Source organism: Glycomyces amatae, assembly GCF_020991375.1.
GTDB lineage: Bacteria > Actinomycetota > Actinomycetes > Mycobacteriales > Micromonosporaceae > Glycomyces > Glycomyces amatae.
In genome coordinates, this window is the sequence record NZ_JAJLQZ010000007.1 from 176457 (window position 1) to 191867 (window position 15411).

At 72.0% G+C, this 15411-nt stretch carries 16 protein-coding genes and 1 pseudogene; 7 read left to right on the forward strand and 10 right to left on the reverse strand.

Translation table 11 applies throughout. The features are described 5' to 3' along the window. The 4 genes and pseudogenes from LO763_RS13485 to LO763_RS13500 all read right to left on the reverse strand — a co-directional run bounded on the left by LO763_RS13485 (position 1) and on the right by LO763_RS13500 (position 3409). Complete coding sequence (locus LO763_RS13485) at positions 1–237, reverse strand: acyl carrier protein (RefSeq protein ID WP_030159099.1); 237 nt, start codon at positions 235–237, stop codon at positions 1–3. 26 nt (positions 238–263) lie between these two features. Further along, complete coding sequence (locus LO763_RS13490) at positions 264–1217, reverse strand: beta-ketoacyl-ACP synthase III (RefSeq protein ID WP_230602938.1); 954 nt, start codon at positions 1215–1217, stop codon at positions 264–266. 20 nt (positions 1218–1237) lie between these two features. Beyond that, positions 1238–2146, reverse strand: a pseudogene (locus LO763_RS13495) (ACP S-malonyltransferase); the annotation flags it as partial. Between the two features lie 93 nt (positions 2147–2239). Further along, positions 2240–3409, reverse strand: coding sequence for a PucR family transcriptional regulator (locus tag LO763_RS13500; protein ID WP_230602942.1), 1170 nt, complete (start codon positions 3407–3409; stop codon positions 2240–2242). Positions 3410–3522: 113 nt separating this feature from the next. Here LO763_RS13500 and trxA point away from each other — a divergent pair, with 113 nt between their 5' ends. After that, positions 3523–3909, forward strand: coding sequence for a thioredoxin (gene trxA, locus LO763_RS13505; RefSeq protein ID WP_230602944.1), 387 nt, complete (start codon positions 3523–3525; stop codon positions 3907–3909). 112 nt (positions 3910–4021) lie between these two features. Here the strand turns inward: trxA and aceE are convergent, their stop codons facing one another. Further along, positions 4022–6754 (reverse strand): pyruvate dehydrogenase (acetyl-transferring), homodimeric type, encoded by a 2733-nt coding sequence (gene aceE, locus LO763_RS13510; RefSeq protein ID WP_230602947.1) that lies wholly within the window; start codon positions 6752–6754, stop codon positions 4022–4024. Positions 6755–7122: 368 nt separating this feature from the next. Between aceE and LO763_RS13515 the strand changes: the two genes are divergently transcribed. The 3 genes from LO763_RS13515 (at position 7123) to LO763_RS13525 (ending at position 8695) form a co-directional block, all read left to right on the forward strand. Next, complete coding sequence (locus tag LO763_RS13515) at positions 7123–7539, forward strand: DUF3052 family protein (RefSeq protein WP_230602949.1); 417 nt, start codon at positions 7123–7125, stop codon at positions 7537–7539. A gap of 58 nt (positions 7540–7597) precedes the next feature. Next, the gene (locus LO763_RS13520; protein ID WP_230602950.1) at positions 7598–8062 is read left to right on the forward strand and encodes a peroxiredoxin; all 465 of its coding nucleotides are present in this window, start codon (positions 7598–7600) and stop codon (positions 8060–8062) included. A gap of 84 nt (positions 8063–8146) precedes the next feature. Next, positions 8147–8695, forward strand: coding sequence for a hypothetical protein (locus LO763_RS13525; RefSeq protein ID WP_230602951.1), 549 nt, complete (start codon positions 8147–8149; stop codon positions 8693–8695). Here the strand turns inward: LO763_RS13525 and LO763_RS13530 are convergent. After that, on the reverse strand, positions 8682–9662 hold the full coding sequence (locus tag LO763_RS13530; protein WP_230602952.1) for a cation diffusion facilitator family transporter: 981 nt from the start codon (positions 9660–9662) through the stop codon (positions 8682–8684). The two genes, LO763_RS13525 and LO763_RS13530, sit on opposite strands and share 14 nt — an antisense overlap. Before the next feature lie 36 nt (positions 9663–9698). Then, a complete protein-coding gene (locus tag LO763_RS13535; RefSeq protein WP_230602953.1) occupies positions 9699–10277 on the reverse strand; it encodes a TetR family transcriptional regulator in 579 nt (192 codons plus the stop codon). A gap of 93 nt (positions 10278–10370) precedes the next feature. Between LO763_RS13535 and LO763_RS13540 the strand changes: the two genes are divergently transcribed. After that, complete coding sequence (locus tag LO763_RS13540) at positions 10371–11219, forward strand: SDR family NAD(P)-dependent oxidoreductase (protein ID WP_230602954.1); 849 nt, start codon at positions 10371–10373, stop codon at positions 11217–11219. Positions 11220–11235: 16 nt separating this feature from the next. Here the strand turns inward: LO763_RS13540 and LO763_RS13545 are convergent, their stop codons facing one another. Both LO763_RS13545 and LO763_RS13550 read right to left on the reverse strand, forming a co-directional pair. Beyond that, a complete protein-coding gene (locus LO763_RS13545) occupies positions 11236–12993 on the reverse strand; it encodes an ABC transporter substrate-binding protein (RefSeq protein ID WP_230602956.1) in 1758 nt (585 codons plus the stop codon). 191 nt (positions 12994–13184) lie between these two features. Further along, positions 13185–13964: a protein phosphatase 2C domain-containing protein gene (locus LO763_RS13550; protein ID WP_230602958.1), complete on the reverse strand. Its 780-nt coding sequence runs from the start codon at positions 13962–13964 to the stop codon at positions 13185–13187. Positions 13965–14082: 118 nt separating this feature from the next. Here LO763_RS13550 and LO763_RS13555 point away from each other — a divergent pair, with 118 nt between their 5' ends. Together LO763_RS13555 and LO763_RS13560 are read left to right on the forward strand one after the other, a co-directional pair. Beyond that, positions 14083–14511: a hypothetical protein gene (locus LO763_RS13555; protein WP_230602960.1), complete on the forward strand. Its 429-nt coding sequence runs from the start codon at positions 14083–14085 to the stop codon at positions 14509–14511. After that, a complete protein-coding gene (locus tag LO763_RS13560) occupies positions 14469–14834 on the forward strand; it encodes a hypothetical protein (RefSeq protein WP_230602962.1) in 366 nt (121 codons plus the stop codon). Before LO763_RS13555 ends, LO763_RS13560 begins: the two co-directional genes overlap by 43 nt. Positions 14835–14836: 2 nt before the next feature. On the opposite strand, the gene LO763_RS13565 is transcribed toward LO763_RS13560, so the two are convergent. Then, positions 14837–15367 carry a sigma factor gene (locus LO763_RS13565; protein ID WP_230602964.1) on the reverse strand — a complete coding sequence of 177 codons (531 nt, stop codon included), beginning with the start codon at positions 15365–15367 and terminating at the stop codon, positions 14837–14839. Between the last annotated feature and the right edge of the window lie 44 nt (positions 15368–15411).

Below are 15411 nucleotides of genomic sequence, written 5' to 3' on the forward strand. Positions count from 1 at the left end.
TCAGCCCTTTTCGATGTAGGAGACGGCGTCGCCGACGGTCTTCAGGTTGGCGACCTCGTCATCGGGGATCTTCACGCCGAACTTCTCCTCGGCGGCCACGACGACCTCGACCATGGCGAGCGAGTCGACGTCCAGGTCGTCGGTGAACGACTTGCCGTCGGCGACGTCGTCGGGGTTGACGCCCGCGACCTCTTCGAGAATGTCGGACAGGCCTTCGCGGATCTCGTCACGAGACAGAGCCATGAGTTATTTCCTCTCGATAGTTACGGGCAGCGGATGACCTGCCCGGCGTAGGTGAGCCCGCCGCCGAATCCGAACAGGAGGATCGGAGCGCCGGAGGCCACCTTGCCACTTTGTACCAACTTCGACAGCGCCAGCGGCACCGATGCCGCGGAGGTGTTGCCGGAGTACACGATGTCCTCGGCGACGATGCAGTCGTCGCTGAAGTCGAGCCGCTTGGCGATGCCCTGGATGATCCGCAGGTTCGCCTGGTGCGGCACGAACGCCGCCAGCTCCGAGATCTTGACGTCGGCCCTCTCGGCGACCTTCTCGATGAGCGGGGCCAGCTGGGTGGTCGCCCAGCGGAAGACGGTCTGGCCGGCCTGCTTGATGTACGGGACGTCCTCCTCGATGCGGATGACGTCGGCCATGGACGGCTCCGAGCCCCACACGACCGGGCTGATCGCCAGCGCCGGGTCGTCGGTGCCCTCGATGACGACCGCGCCCGCGCCGTCGCCGAACAGGACGCACGAGGAGCGGTCCTCCCAGTCGGTCACGGCGGTGAGCTTCTCGGCGCCGACCACGATGGCGCGCTTGGCGCTGCCGGTGCGGATGGCCATGTCGGCCTGGGCGACGGCGTACTCGAAGCCCGAGCAGGCGGTGTTGACGTCGATGGCCGCCGGCACGCTCAGGCCGAGCGCCTCGGCGACGCGGCAGGCGGTGTTGGGACACACGTCCTTGGCGGAGACCGTCGCGACGATGACCATGTCGATGTCGCCGGGGCCGTAGCCGGAATTGGCGAGGGCCTGGCGGGCGGCGTGGACCGCCATGTCGGCGACCTTCTCGTCCGCGGCGGCGATGCGGCGCTCCTTGATGCCGACCCGCGAGACGATCCACTCGTCGCTGGTGTCGACCATCTCGGCCAGCTCGTCGTTGGTGAGGATCTTCTCCGGCTGGTAGTGGCCGACGCTGACGACCCGCGATCCGTTGACGCTCACTCGACTCCTTCGATGCTTGCGAGTTCGGCGGCGGCCGCGAGGTCCCCAGGGGTGTTCACGTTGACACGCTCGACGCCCTTGAGTGCACGTTTGGCCAGCCCGGTGAGCGTCCCCGCCGGCGGCAGCTCGGTGACCGCCGTGACGCCCAGTTCTCCAAGCGTACTCATGCACGCGTCCCATCGGACCGGTGAGGTGACCTGAGCCACAACCTGCTGCAAGGCGGCGGCGCCGCTGGTGACGGGCTTCCCGTCCCGGTTCGACAGGAGGGTCCGCACCGGGTCGGCGGGCTCGATCGCGGCGGCGGCCGCCTCGAGGGCCTCCTTCGCGGGGGCCATGTGCGGGGTGTGGAACGCCCCGGCGACCTTGAGCGGGATGATCCGCGCCTTGGCGGGCGGGTTCCCGGCGAGCTTCTCGACGGCGGCCACGGGCCCGGCGGCGACGATCTGGCCGGCGCCGTTGCGGTTCGCGGGCCAGGCCCCGGCGCTCTCGATCGCGGCGAGGACCTCGTCCTCGTCCCCGCCGAGGACGGCGGCCATCGTGGTCGGCTCGATGCCGCAGGCCTCGGCCATCGCGCGGCCGCGGACGGCGGCGAGGCGGACGGCGGCCTCGGGCTCGAGGACCCCGGCGATGGCGAGCGCGGTGAGCTCGCCGACCGAGTGGCCGGCGACGGCCGTGTACCGCTCGGCCGCGGCGGCGTCGGCGAGCAGGTGCTCGGCGGCCAGCAGCCCGGCGGCCACCAGCAGCGGCTGCGTGTTGGCGGTGTCGGTGATCTCGTCCTGGCCCGCCTCAGTGCCGAGGCGGACGAGGTCGAGGTCGATCAGGTCGGACCAGTCGCGGAGGCGGCGCTCCATCGCGGGGTCGGACTCGATCCACGGCGAGAGGAACCCGGGCTTCTGCGAGCCCTGCCCGGGAGCGAGAATGGCAAGCACAAGAGAACTTTCGCATCGGCGGCATGGGATACGGGAGCCGTCAGGGGACTGAAACCCCGTTCGGTTCTTGTAGGGAATCTACAATACTCGTTGTCAACTGCGGGAACGCCGGGCGGCCGGTGCGTTCTCCAGGCGCCCTATGGTCAACCCCACACGCAGGACGAAAGCTTCATGGGGATCGGTGGGGGAGAAACCGGTCACCTCCTGGATGCGGCGGAGCCGGTACCGGACCGTGTTGGGGTGGACGTACAGCTCCCGGGCGGTGCCCTCCAGGACGCCGCCGGAGGCGATGAACGCGTCCATGGTCTCCAGCAGCTCGCCCCCCGCGCGGCGCAGCGTCATGAACACGCCCTCGCGCAGCCCCTGGCGGGCCGCCTCGTCCCCGGCGATCGCCCGCTCGGGCAGCAGCTGGGTCGCGGTCACGGGCCGGGGCGCGTCCGGCCAGGCCGGGGCCGACCGGTGGCCCGCGACGGCCGCCAGCGCCGACGCCGAGGCCTCGGCGAGCCCGTTCACGGTGGGGCCCACCACGATCGGGCCGTCACCGAACTGCCCGGTGAGCTTCTCGACGATCTCGACCGGCTCCTTGACGCCCCCGAGCAGCAGCACCAGGCGGGCGCCGTGGACGCCCGCGAGGATGTCGAGCCCCAGGCGCCGGGCGGCCCGCTGGACCGAGTGGAGGACGAGCGTGGCCTCGCCGCCGGGGGTCGCGCCGCAGACCACGGTGATCGTCTGCGTCTCGGACCAGCCCAGGGCCGCGGCGCGGCTGATGAGCTCGTCGGAGTTGTCGCCGCGCAGCAGCGCGTCCACGAGCATCGCCTGGAGGCGCGCGTCCCAGGCCCCGCGGGTCTCGGCGGCCCGCGCGTACACGCGGGCCGCCGCGAAGGCGATCTCGCGGCTGAAGCGCAGCACCGACTCGCGCAGCTGGTCCTCCTCGCCGTCGGCGGCGAGCTGGGGGACCTGCTCCTCGACGACGTCGATGACGACCTGGATGAGGGCCACGGTGTGCTGGAGGCTGATGGCGCGGGCCAGCTCCACGGGGGCGGCCTCGAACACCATGTCCGAGGAGCCGAGGTCGTCGCCGGAGTGGCGCAGCCATTCGAGGAACTGCCGCACCCCGGCCTGGGCCACCAGCGTGACCATGGAGCGCTGCTCGGCGGGCAGGTCGCGGAACCAGGGGAGGCGCTCGTCCATCCGCGTGAGCGACTGGGTCGTCAGCGCCGACGAGGAGCGCTCGATGTTCTGAATGGTGGTGGCCAGGTCCATGCCCTATAGCCTGCCAGACGTGGCGCGCGCCGCGCACCGACGTCTGACGGAATACCGGGGCCGCCACTACTGTTGGCCCCAATAGCACCGAAAGTCGACAGAGAGGCGGCCACATGGCCACGGTTGAACTGACCAAGGACAACTTCGAGGAGACCGTGACCGGCAACGGCATCGTGCTGGTCGACTGGTGGGCCGACTGGTGCGGCCCGTGCAAGATGTTCGCGCCGACCTTCGAGTCCGCCAGCGAGCAGCACGCCGACGTCGTCTTCGGCAAGATCGACACCGAGGACCAGCAGGAGCTCTCGGCCGAGGCCGGCATCCAGTCGATCCCGACGCTCATGGCGTTCCGGGACGGCATCCTCCTCTACAGCCAGCCCGGCGCCCTCCCGGCGGCCGCGCTGGAGGAGATCATCGGCAAGGTCAAGGAGCTCGACATGGACGAGGTCCGCAAGCAGATCGAGGCCGAAGAGGCCGGCGACCACGACGGGCACCAGCACTAGACCCGGTCACACGGCCTTCGAGGGGCGGGACGCGCGGCGTTCCCGCCCTTCGCCGTCCCCGGGGACGGCGAAGGGGGCCGCAGGCGAACGCCTGCGGCCCCCTCTCCGCTGCTTACGAGTCGCCGCCCGCTTCGCCCGCCTCGGCGGCCGTCGGGTCGGTGATCTGGTACTTCGCGGCCGCCTGCGCGGCCAGCTCCGGCTTGACCTCGCCGCGCGCGGCGAGCTGCTGGAGCGCGGCCACCGCGATCGACTCGGCGTCGACGTTGAAGTGGCGGCGCAGCGCCCCGCGGGTGTCGGAGTGGCCGAAGCCGTCCGTGCCCAGCGAGGTGTAGTCGCCCGGCACCCAGCGGCTGATGAGGTCCGGCACGGACCGCATGTAGTCGCTGACGGCGATGAACGGCCCCTCGGCGCCCGAGAGCTTCTCGGTCACGTACGGGACGCGCTTCTCGGCCTCGGGGTGGCGCAGGTTCTGCCGCTCGGCCTCGACCGCGTCGCGGTTGAGCTCCGACCACGAGGTCACCGACCACACGTCGGCGGCCACGCCCCAGTCCGAGGCGAGCAGCTCGACGGCCTTCTGCGCCCACGGCATGCCCGAGCCCGACGCGAGCAGCTGCACTCGCGGGCCCTGCGCGTCCGAGGCCGAGACCCGGTGGAGGCCCCTGAGGATGCCCTCCACGTCCACGCCCTCCGGCTCGGCCGGCTGCACGATCGGCTCGTTGTAGACGGTCAGGTAGTAGAAGACGTGCTCGCCGTCGGCGTACATCCGCTTGAGGCCGTCCTGGACCAGGTGCCCGATCTCGTAGCCGAACGCCGGGTCGTAGGAGACCACCGCCGGGTTGGTGTGCGCGATCAGGATCGAGTGGCCGTCCTCGTGCTGGAGGCCCTCGCCGTTGAGCGTGGTCCGCCCGGCGGTCGCGCCGATGAGGAACCCGTTCGCGAGCTGGTCCGTGGCGGCCCAGATCGCGTCGGCGGTCCGCTGGAACCCGAACATCGAGTAGAAGATGTAGAACGGGATCATCGGCTCGCCGAGCGTGTCGCCCGAGGTGCCCGCCGCGGTGAACGCGGCCACCGAGCCGGCCTCGTTGATGCCCACGTGCATCAGCTGGCCCTGCTCGGACTCCTTGTAGGACAGGAACAGGTCGCGGTCCACCGACAGGTACTGCTGGCCGTGCGGGGACCAGATCTTCGCCGTCGGGAACATCGCGTCCATGCCGAACGTGCGCGCCTCGTCGGGGATGATCGGGACCCAGCGCTTGCCGATCTCCTTGTCCCGCATGAGGTCCTTGAGCAGGCGCACCAGCGCCATGGTGGTGGCGACCTTCTGCTTGCCCGAGCCGCGCTTGGCCGACTTGTAGGCGTCGTCGCCGGGCAGGTCCAGCGGGACCACCGTGTTGCGGCGCGAGGGGATCGAGCCGCCCAGGGCGCGGCGGCGCTCCTGGAGGTACTCGTGCTCGGCCGAGCCGGGCTCCGGCTTGATGTACGGCGGCAGGTACGGGCTCTGCTCGAGCTGCTCGTCGGTGACGGGCATGTCGAGCGCGTCCCGGAAGCCCTTGAGGTCCTCCAGGGAGAGCTTCTTCATCTGGTGCGTCGCGTTGCGGCCCTCGAAGGTCGAGCCGAGCTTGTAGCCCTTGACGGTGTGCGCGAGGATCACCGTCGGCTGGCCCTCGTGCTCCATCGCGGCCTTGTAGGCGGCGTAGATCTTGCGGTCGTCGTGGCCGCCGCGGCGCAGGTCCCAGATCTGGTCGTCGGTGAGGTTCTGGGCGAGCGCCTTCGTGCGCGTGTCGCGCCCGAAGAAGTGCTCGCGGACGAACGCCCCGGACTCGGCCTTGAAGGTCTGGTAGTCGCCGTCGGGCGTGGTGTTCATGAGGTTCACCAGCGCGCCGTCGTGGTCGGCGGCGAGCAGCGGGTCCCACTCGCGGCCCCACATGACCTTGATGACGTTCCAGCCCGCGCCGCGGAAGTACGACTCGAGCTCCTGCACGATCTTGCCGTTGCCGCGCACCGGCCCGTCGAGGCGCTGGAGGTTGCAGTTGACGACGAACGTCAGGTTGTCGAGCTCGGCGCCCGCCGCGAACTGCAGCGCGCCCCGCGACTCGACCTCGTCCATCTCGCCGTCGCCCAGGAACGCCCACACCTGCTGCCGCTTGGTGTCGGCCATGCCGCGGTCGTCCATGTAGCGGTTGAACAGCGCCTGGTAGATCGCGTTGATCGGGCCCAGGCCCATCGACACGGTCGGGAACTGCCAGTAGTCGGGCATCAGCCGCGGGTGGGGGTAGGAGGGCAGGCCGCCCTGCGGGCGCGACACCTCCTGGCGGAAGCCGTCCAGGTCGTCCTCGCTCAGGCGCCCCTCGATGAAGGACCGGGCGTACATGCCGGGGGAGGCGTGGCCCTGGAAGAAGATCTGGTCGCCGCCGCCGGCGTGGTCGCGGCCGCGGAAGAAGTGGTTGTAGCCCACCTCGTACAGGTTCGCCGCGGAGGCGTACGTGGAGATGTGGCCGCCCACGCCGATGCCGGGTCGCTGCGCGCGGTGCACGGTCATCGCCGCGTTCCACCGCACGAAGCTGCGGATGCGTTGCTCGACGGCCTCGTCGCCGGGGTAGTGCGGCTCGGCCTCGACCGGAATGGTGTTCACATAGTCGGTGCTCGTGGACGCCGGGACGCCGATCTGGCGGTTGCGGGCGTGCTCGAGCAGCCGCTGGATGACGTAGCGGGCGCGGCTGCGCCCGCCGGCGTCGAGGAGGCCGTCGAGGGATTCCAGCCACTCGCTGGTCTCCCCCGGGTCAGTGTCCGGTACTTGGGTCGGCAATCCGTCACTGATGGGCGGCCGGTTCTGTTCCGTGGTCACGGGCGATCCCTCGTTCTAAGACTGCGGCTTTGCAGGGTTTCTCGTATGGCAGCAGAGTGTCATCGTTTTCTACCATCCTCCCTTGAATCTACCGCGAGCGTCGCCGACCCACCCGGGTTGATGCGACCGCGCCCACACTCCCCGCGACCTCGAACGCCGCTCACCTGCGCCCCCGCGCGTCAAGCGCTATCAGAAGAGATGACGGCCACGTGAACGTGTGCTCATCTCCGCGTTCGGAGGCCGTGCGGTCCTTCCTCCGCGCGTGCGCGCGCGGGCGGCGCATATGCCGCACCGCATATGCCGTACCTCATATGCTGTGCAGAGCAGGGCGGTACGCTCTGGCCAGTCGACACCCATGGAGGGACGAATTGAACGCTCCGAGCAGCCAGGTGGACGTCTCCAGCGTCGTGCAGCGACTCGGGCTCGACGGTGTCGAATCCGTGATGGAGATCGGGTTCGACACGGACGTCGACGCGACCCTGCGCACCGCCGTCATCGACGCCGTCGGCGAACTCCTGGGGGAGGACTCCGACGAGATCGTCGGGGCCGTCCTCCTGTGGTGTCGCGAGGAGGACGGCGACCTCGTCGACCTCCTCCTGGACGCCCGCGACCCCCTCGCCGACGACGGCGTGGTCTGGCTCCTGACCCCCAAGGCCGGGCGGAGCGGCCACATCGAGCCGGCCGACGTCGAGGAGTCGGCGGCCCTGGCCGGCCTCAAGTCGACCAAGACGCTCAACGCCTCCCCCGACTGGGTCGCCTCGCGGATGGTCGTCGCGCGGCGCTAACGTTCAGCGCGTCCGACCACCGAGGCCCTCCCGCGAGGGCCGCACCCAAGGAGCGCAGATGCCGATCGAGACCGGAACCAAGGCCCCCGGCTTCACCCTGAAGGACCAGAACAACCAGGAGGTCGCCCTCGCCGACTTCGCCGGCGAGAAGCACGTCCTCCTGGTCTTCTACCCGTTCGCGTTCACCGGCGTGTGCGAGGGCGAGCTGTGCGGCATCCGCGACAACCTCGACGCCTACCAGACCGACGAGGTCCAGGTCCTCAGCGTCTCCGTCGACTCCCCGTTCGCCCACAAGGTCTGGGCGCAGCGCGAGGGCTTCGAGTTCCCGCTGCTGAGCGACTTCTGGCCGCACGGCGAGGTCGCCCAGGCCTACGGCGTGTTCAACGCGGAGAAGGGCATGGCGAACCGCGGCACCTTCGTCATCGACAAGGCCGGCGTGGTCCGCTTCGCCGAGATGAACCTGCCCGGCGAGCCCCGCGACCAGGGCGCCTGGCAGAAGGCCCTGGCCGAGCTCCAGGCCTGAGACCGCACGGGGCGCAGCGGCCGGCCGCCGCTGCGCCCTTGGCGTTCAATGGGTTGAACGCCCCCCCCACGATCGGATCAGCCCGTGCGCCACCGCCTCGCCGCCCTCGCCCTCCTGCCGCTCGCCGCCGGCTGCTCCCTGATCGGCGGGCAGGAGGAGGACCTCGACTTCGACGCCTACGCCGGCGACCTCACCGACATGCACAACGAGGGCGTCCGACTGGACCGGGAGCTGACCGCGGCCGAGGGCCGGATCATCCAGGACTGCCTGGAGGACCGGGGCTTCGGCGGCTGGGAGCCCCACCGCGGGCACCTCCGCGTCCACGACTACCTGTTCGAGGCCGGCGAGGCCGGGCACCCGTACCACTCCTTCGAGGGCGGCGGCGGCGCCTGGCCCGACCCTCCCGAGGACGTCCCGGACGCCGACGACGCCCAGGGCTGGCTCGACTTCGAACGCGGCACGGCCGTCCGCATCGCCGAGTGCGGCGACGAGACCGGCTACCGCGAGGCTGCCGGGCACGCCTGGGAGCAGGCGCAGCTGCGGTACTACCTCGACATCGAGCAGGAGACGTACGCGTGGCAGGAGGAGATGCGCCGCCACCTCGAGGCGGCCCAGGAGGTCATCGAGGGCTGAGGCCCCCGTCGCCGCGCTCCAGCGGGGCGGCGCCCCACGGGCTCAGGAACACGAACCGGATCATCGGGAACCGCTCGCGCAGCCGCGCCTCCACGGCCCGGCTGGTGCGCTCGATCGCCTCGCCGCTCGCGCTGTCGCGGTAGTCGATCTTGGCGGCGACGAGCACCGACTCCGGCCCCAGGTAGAGCGTCAGGAGCTCCTGGACGGCCGCGATGTCCTCGCCCGCCTCGATCTCCGCGAGCACCGCCCCGCGGAACCGCGGCGGCAGGCTCCGTCCGATCAGGAGCGAGAGGTTCGCGTGGCCGAGCAGGACCGCCACGATCAGCAGCAGCACGCCGATGAGGACGGACGCGCCGCCGTCGTAGAACGGGTCCCCGGTGATCTCGGTGAGCGCCAGGCCGGTCGCCGCCAGGATCAGGCCGGTGAGCGCGGCGAAGTCCTCCAGGAACACCGCCTTGACGCTTGTGTCCGCGGTGTGGCGCAGGAACCGGCCCGGCCGCACCTTCCACTTGCGGGACTCGTCGCGCAGCTGCACGATGGTGCGCGTGAACGAGACGCCCTCCAGCACGAACGAGATCGCCAGGACGATGTAGGCGACCAGGTAGTTCGACTCGGTCCCGCCGTGCATCGAGTGCACGCCGTGGGTGATGGAGAACAGGCCGCCGGCGACGAACGTGAACGCCGCGGCGAGCGCCGCCCACATGTAGGCGGTGGAGCCGTAGCCGAACGGGTGCGCCTCGTCGGGGGCCTTCTCGCTGTTGCGCAGCGCGATGTACAGCATGAACTGGGTGACGGTGTCGGCCGCGGAGTGCGCGGCCTCCGAGACCATCGCGGCCGATCCCGACAGGAGCCCCGCGACGAGCTTCGCGATCGCGATGCCCAGGTTCATCAGGCCCGCGACGATCACGGTGAGGATGCTCTCCGCGTTCGCGGGTTCCTCCGGCTGCGCTTCGGCCGCTTCGCTCACGCCCTCGAGCTTAGCGAGGCGGGGCCGGTCGCCGGTTCAGTTCGGGCGGAGCGCCGCGAACGCCTCGTCCACGAGTGCCGGGAGGTCCTCGCGCCCGCCCCCGGCAGTCCACCGGTCGGCGGCCAGCTCGACGCAGGCGATCGCGGCCGCGGCGAGCACGCCGTCCCGCAGCGAGGCCTCGCCGCGGCCCGCCCGCTCGGCGAGCACGGCGGCGACCAGCCGCTGCCAGGAGTGCTGGTGCTCCATCCGGCAGGCGGCGAGCGAGGGGCTCTCCCTGACCATGCGCGCCAGCGCGAGCGCGCGGTCGGCGTCTTGGCGGAACTCCTCCACGAAGCCGTCGACGCTCTGCCGCAGGGAGACCCACTCGTCCTCGCCCGCGGGCCGCGAGCGCAGGGCGTCGGCGAGCTCGAAGCCCTTCGCCTCCAGGGCGCCCAGGACGGCGTCCTCCTTGGTCTTGAAGTAGCGCAGGAAGGTCGAGCGGGAGACGCCCGCGGCGGCGGCGACGTCGTTGACCGTGGACCGGTCGAAGCCCTCGCGGTTGAAGACCTCCAGGGCGGCCTCGGCCAGCTCGGCGCGCACGGCGGCGCGGGCGATGTCGCGGGTGCCTCGGTTCACGGGGCCGATCCTACCAATCCTCGCTCCGGGGTTGTCATATGTGAGACTCAGGCTCTAACATGAGACTGAGTCTCATAAAGAGGAGTTGATTCCATGAGCGTTCAGGGAGCCCCTGACCTCGACGGGAGGACCGTCGTCGTCACCGGCGCCAGTTCGGGCATCGGCGCCGCCGCGGCCCGCCGCTTCGCCGCGCTCGGCGCCGAGGTGGCGGTCGTCGGCCGCGACCCGCGCAAGACCGCCGCGGTCGCCGATTCCGTCGGCGGCCCGGCCTTCACCGCCGACTTCGCGGACCTCGGCGACGTGCGCGCCCTCGCCGCCGACCTGGCCGACCGCTTCCCGCGCATCGACGTCCTCGCGAACAACGCCGGCGGCTACCGCCCCGAGCGCGTCCTCACCGCCGACGGCCACGAGTGGACCTTCCAGGTCAACCACCTGGCGCCGTTCCTGCTCACGAACCTGCTGCTCGACCGCCTCGCCCGGAGCCCCGACGCGCGGGTGATCTCGACCGGCAGCATGGCCTACCGCGGCGCGGCGCTCGACCTCGACGACCTCGACGCCGCCGAGGGCAGGTACCGCCCCATGAAGGTCTACGGCGCCGCGAAGCTCGCGACGATCCTGTTCACCCGCGAACTGGCCCGCCGCACCGAGGGCACCACCGTGACGGCCTCGGCGTTCCACCCCGGCGGCGTCGCCAGCGACGTGTTCCGCGAGAAGCAGGTCCTCAACCGGCTCATCGGCTCGCCCCTGGGCCGGCTCCTGCTCACCCCCGAGCAGGGCGCCGAACCGCTCGTCATGCTCGCGACCGCGCCGGAGGCGGCCGACGGCGCCTACTTCCACCGGCTCAGGCGCGAGTCGCCCCGAGGCCGGCACGCGACCGACCCCGGCCTCGCCCGCGCGCTGTGGGAGCGCTCGGAGCGGATGACCGGGGTCGCGGCGCGCTGACGGAGGCGCCGGTCCGCTACGACTCCTCGGCGAAACCCCACTCGCCGACGTTGTAGAACACCCGCATCGTGGTCGCCCAGTTGTCGCGGACGTTCACGACGTCCTCGTTCAGCATGACCAGCGCCGGGGTCCACGCGAGCGGCAGCTGCACCGACTGGTCCAGGGAGATCTGCGCGGCCCGGTTGTTGAGCTCGGCGGCCCGGTCGCGGTCCATCGTGGTCGCGAGCTCGTCCACGATGGCGTCGACCTCGTCGTCACGGAACCCGGTGTGGCCCCCCTCGCCCCAGTAGTCGGCCGCGGAGGAGGCGAACAGCGGCGTCTCGATCCAGCTGAACTGGACGAGGTCCCAGTCCTTCGCCTCCAGGACCGAGTTCAGCTCGCCCGCCGGGATCGGGTCGGCCTCGACCTCGATGCCGATCCCCTCGAGGTAGGTGATGACGAGGTCCTGGATGATCGGCGTGAAGGCGTTGCCCTCCAGGCCGGTGCGGTAGCGCAGGCTCACCGGCTCGCCCTCGGGGGTCAGCAGCCGCCCGCCCTCCCAGGTGTACCCGGCCCCTTCGAGGATGCCGCGGGCCGCGTCGGCGTCGCCCGAGCCGAGGCCGCCGTCCCCGATCTGGTCGGTCCAGTACGCCGAGCCGGGGCGGAACAGCACGCTCCGCATCGTCTCGACGTCCTCGTAGGCCGTGCCGTAGGCGCGCTCGTTGATCTCGTCGGCGTCGATCGCCGTGAAGACGGCCCGGCGCAGCGGTTCCTCGGCGAGGAACGGGTTGTCGAAGTTCGCGTCGATGTGGGACCAGCCCGACTGGGGCGCGACCGAGTACTTCAGGTGCTCCTCGCCCGCGATCCGGTCGAGCACCTCGGGGTCGAAGCTGGAGGGCGCGCCGCCGTCGACCGTGCCCTGCCGCAGCTCGGTGGCCATGGCGTCGGCGCCCTCGATGTACTTGAGCGTCAAGGAGTCGAGCGTGGACCGCTGGGAGCCGGTCCACTCCTCGTTCGGCACGTACTTCGCGTAGACCCCGAGCTCGCCCTCGACCATCCGGAACGGGCCGGCGCTGTAGTCGAGCGGCGGGTTCTCGGAGAAGTCGGCGACGGAGGCGGCCATCGCGACCGGGTCGGTGCGCCAGTCCGGGTGGCCGCGGGCCTCGGCGATGTGCGCCGGGTGGGTGATGACCCCGGCGGCGTACCACTCGGCGTCGAGGTAGCCCTCCTCGTAGGTCACGACGATCGCGCCGTCCTCGGCCTCCTCGATGCTCGCGACGTGGGAGCCGTAGTCGCTCGCCGGGGCGCACTCGGCGCACCGGGCCTGGTCGCCGGAGGTCGCGTGCCAGTGCCAGACGAAGTCGTCGATGCCGATCGGGGTGCCCTCGCCCCAGGTCGCGTCGTTCTTGAGGCGGTAGGCGACGGTGAGCGGCGCTTCGGCCAGCAGCTCGGGGGCCTCGGCGTAGATCCCGTCGTTGTAGTGGATCTCGCCGTCCTGGTCGAAGGTGAGGACCGAGGGCCGCAGGGGCTGGTTGATGATCGAGGTGGCCAGGCTGGAGCCGTAGACGTCGGCCTGGCCCCAGGCCTCCCACTTGCCGTCCACGGCCCACACCAGGTCGCCGCCGTCGGCGCGCTCCCCGGCGTTGCAGGTGGTCGGCTCGGTCGCGCAGTCCTCGAAGCCCGCGTTCGTGTCGGCCGCCTCGCCGCCGCACGCGCCGACCGCCAGGGCGAGGGCGGCCGCGACGGCGGCGAGGGATCTCGGTGCGCCGCGACCGGGCGCCTTGGGCTGGGGCATGGCAGTGCCTTTCGCGAAGTCCGGGGGAAGTGCCTCGTGGGCACGCCCCACAACGTAGTGCCGCGGCCGAAGAAAGTCAACTAAAACGATAGGATTACTCGTCTATCTCGCGTCGGCGGTTCGCGTCGGTCGCGGACCACAGCGGAGGCGTCCTCGCGGTGCCGTCCGTATGGGATGAATCCTCCCGTATCCTACCGGAATCCGAGGTGGACGCCGGTCGCGTCGTCATGGGGCTTGGCGGAGGCCATGGCGACCGGGTCGCCGCGCTCGTGCTCGCGGACCAGGGCGCACAGCGCCGCCACGCCCTCGCGCCCCGCGCGGTCCAGCAGGTGCTCCCACCGGTGGCCGTAGCGCTCGGTCAGGCGCGTCAGCCCGTCGGTGCACAGCATGGCGTCCCGCAGCCCCGCGGCGTCGACCTCGCCGGTGAGCGCCTCGGCGGCCGCGCCCGGATCGGCCGAGGCCACCCAGAAGCCGTGCGGCCGGTTGCGCACCGCCGCGATGTAGCCGACCGGGTAGCGGCGGTACCCGCCGACGTCCTCGACCGCGGGCGCGCCCGTCAGCCGGGCCAGCCGCTCGTCCGAGACGGCCCGCACCGCCCCGCCGCCGTCGCGCCACGCGACGGCGCTGTCGCCCAGCACCAGCCACGCCAGGCGCCCCGCCGAGAGGCGCACCATGGCGACCGTCGCACCGGGGGTGACCGGGTTCGCCAGGTCGCAGCCGCGGTGCCCGTCCGCGGTCGCCTCGATGGCCCCGCCGAGGACGGCCCGCAGACCGAGCGCCCGGTCGCCGATGCGCGCGGCGATCGCCGCGCCGAGCCGCTCCACGTACCAGGGCACGTCGTGGACGCAGCCGTCGTCCGGGTAGCGGGTGATGCCGTCGAGCACGAGGGCCCAGGCGTCGCCGGTGCGGTAGTGGTCCTCGTTGGGGCCCGCGCCGCCGGGCGCCGAGTCGGCCGAGATCCGGATCGTCATGCCTCCAGTGTGGCCGCGGCCGCTCGCCGACGGCGTGCCCGGTCGCGGCGGCGCGGGCCCGACCGGCGCCGAACTCCTCACCGCCTTCGCCCGGGACCGGCGCGGCTGAGCTGCCGCCATGCCGAACTCCTCATACCTCTGCTCGACCGACCTGCGGTCCCTCTACCCCTCGACCACCGACCGGGGCTTCGACCCGGCGAAGGGCGTCGTCGCGTTCGACGTGCGCTGCGTGCCCCTGCTGTGGCTCGCGATGTTCCGCCCGGCCGACCTCTCGACCCAGGCCGTCACGGTCGAACCCGACCCCGACGCCGTCTTCTTCGCGTTCGACGAGGGCGGCGGCGACCTCGTCGAGGCCGAGGCGCCCCGGAGGAGACCGAGACGCAGGTCGTCGAGGCGACCGCGCCGCTCGTCGCCAAGGACCGCGCGCTCGCCCAGCTCGACGCCGCCGTCCCGGTGCTCGGCCGGCTCTTCGCCGCCGAAGGCCTCCTCGACGAGCATGCGGCGATGCTGCGCCGGGCGGCCGCCGCCGCCCCGGGCGCGCACCTGACGATCGAACTCGACGAGATCGAGGGGCTGTGGGAGCCGGGCGCCTTCCAGCCCGCGCTCCGCGCCGCGCCGGCGAGCCTGGACGGCGGGACCGACCCCGAGGCCGACCGGGCCCGCCTGGTCGAACTCGCCCAGCTGCGACCCGGCAGGCCCTTCCCGGCGGCGCGGCTGCTTTTTGACGACGGCGGTGCCGAGAACGGCGCTGTCGAGAACGGCGCTGTCGAGAACGGCATCGTCGAGGACGACGACTACTGGAACCTGGTCCGTCTGCTGGGCGCGAGCTTCAGCGCCGAGGTCCCCTGGGAGCCCTCCGCGGCCGGATGACGCTACGGCGCGCCGGGCCCCGGCTCGTCGAGCGCGACCGCCCGCTGCGCCGGGCCGTCGCCCGCCGCGGCGTCGGATCCGGCGCCGAAGTGGTCGGCGAGCTCCTCGTCGGTCGGCAGCCGGCCCAGCCGGCGCGCGAGCGCCGCGCGCACCTGGCCCAGCGCCGGCCGCGGCGTCCGGAGGGGACGCCGCGTCCGCGCCGGCCACGTGGTGTCGCGGAAACGGCGCCGGACCTCCGCCGAGATCGTCGGGATCGCGAAGGACAGGAAGTCGGCGCCCTGCGCCGGGTCGAATCGGTCGATGGCGTGGATCAGGCCGACCGAGGCGATCCGAAGGAGGTCCTCGTCCGCGAAGCCGGTGACGGCGTACCGCCGGGCGAGGTGCCCGACCAGCGGCAGGTATCCGACGATGAGGCGGTCCCTGATCTCGGAGCGCCGGGGCTCGTCCACGTCGAGGCCGCTCATCTCGGCGAACAGCGGCGCCAAGTGCCCGTACTCGTCGGGTCCGCCGCTCGGCGGGGTCGGGTCTGTCATGCGATCGCCGTTCTGCAGGGCCGGCGCCGCCGATGGGCCTCCGA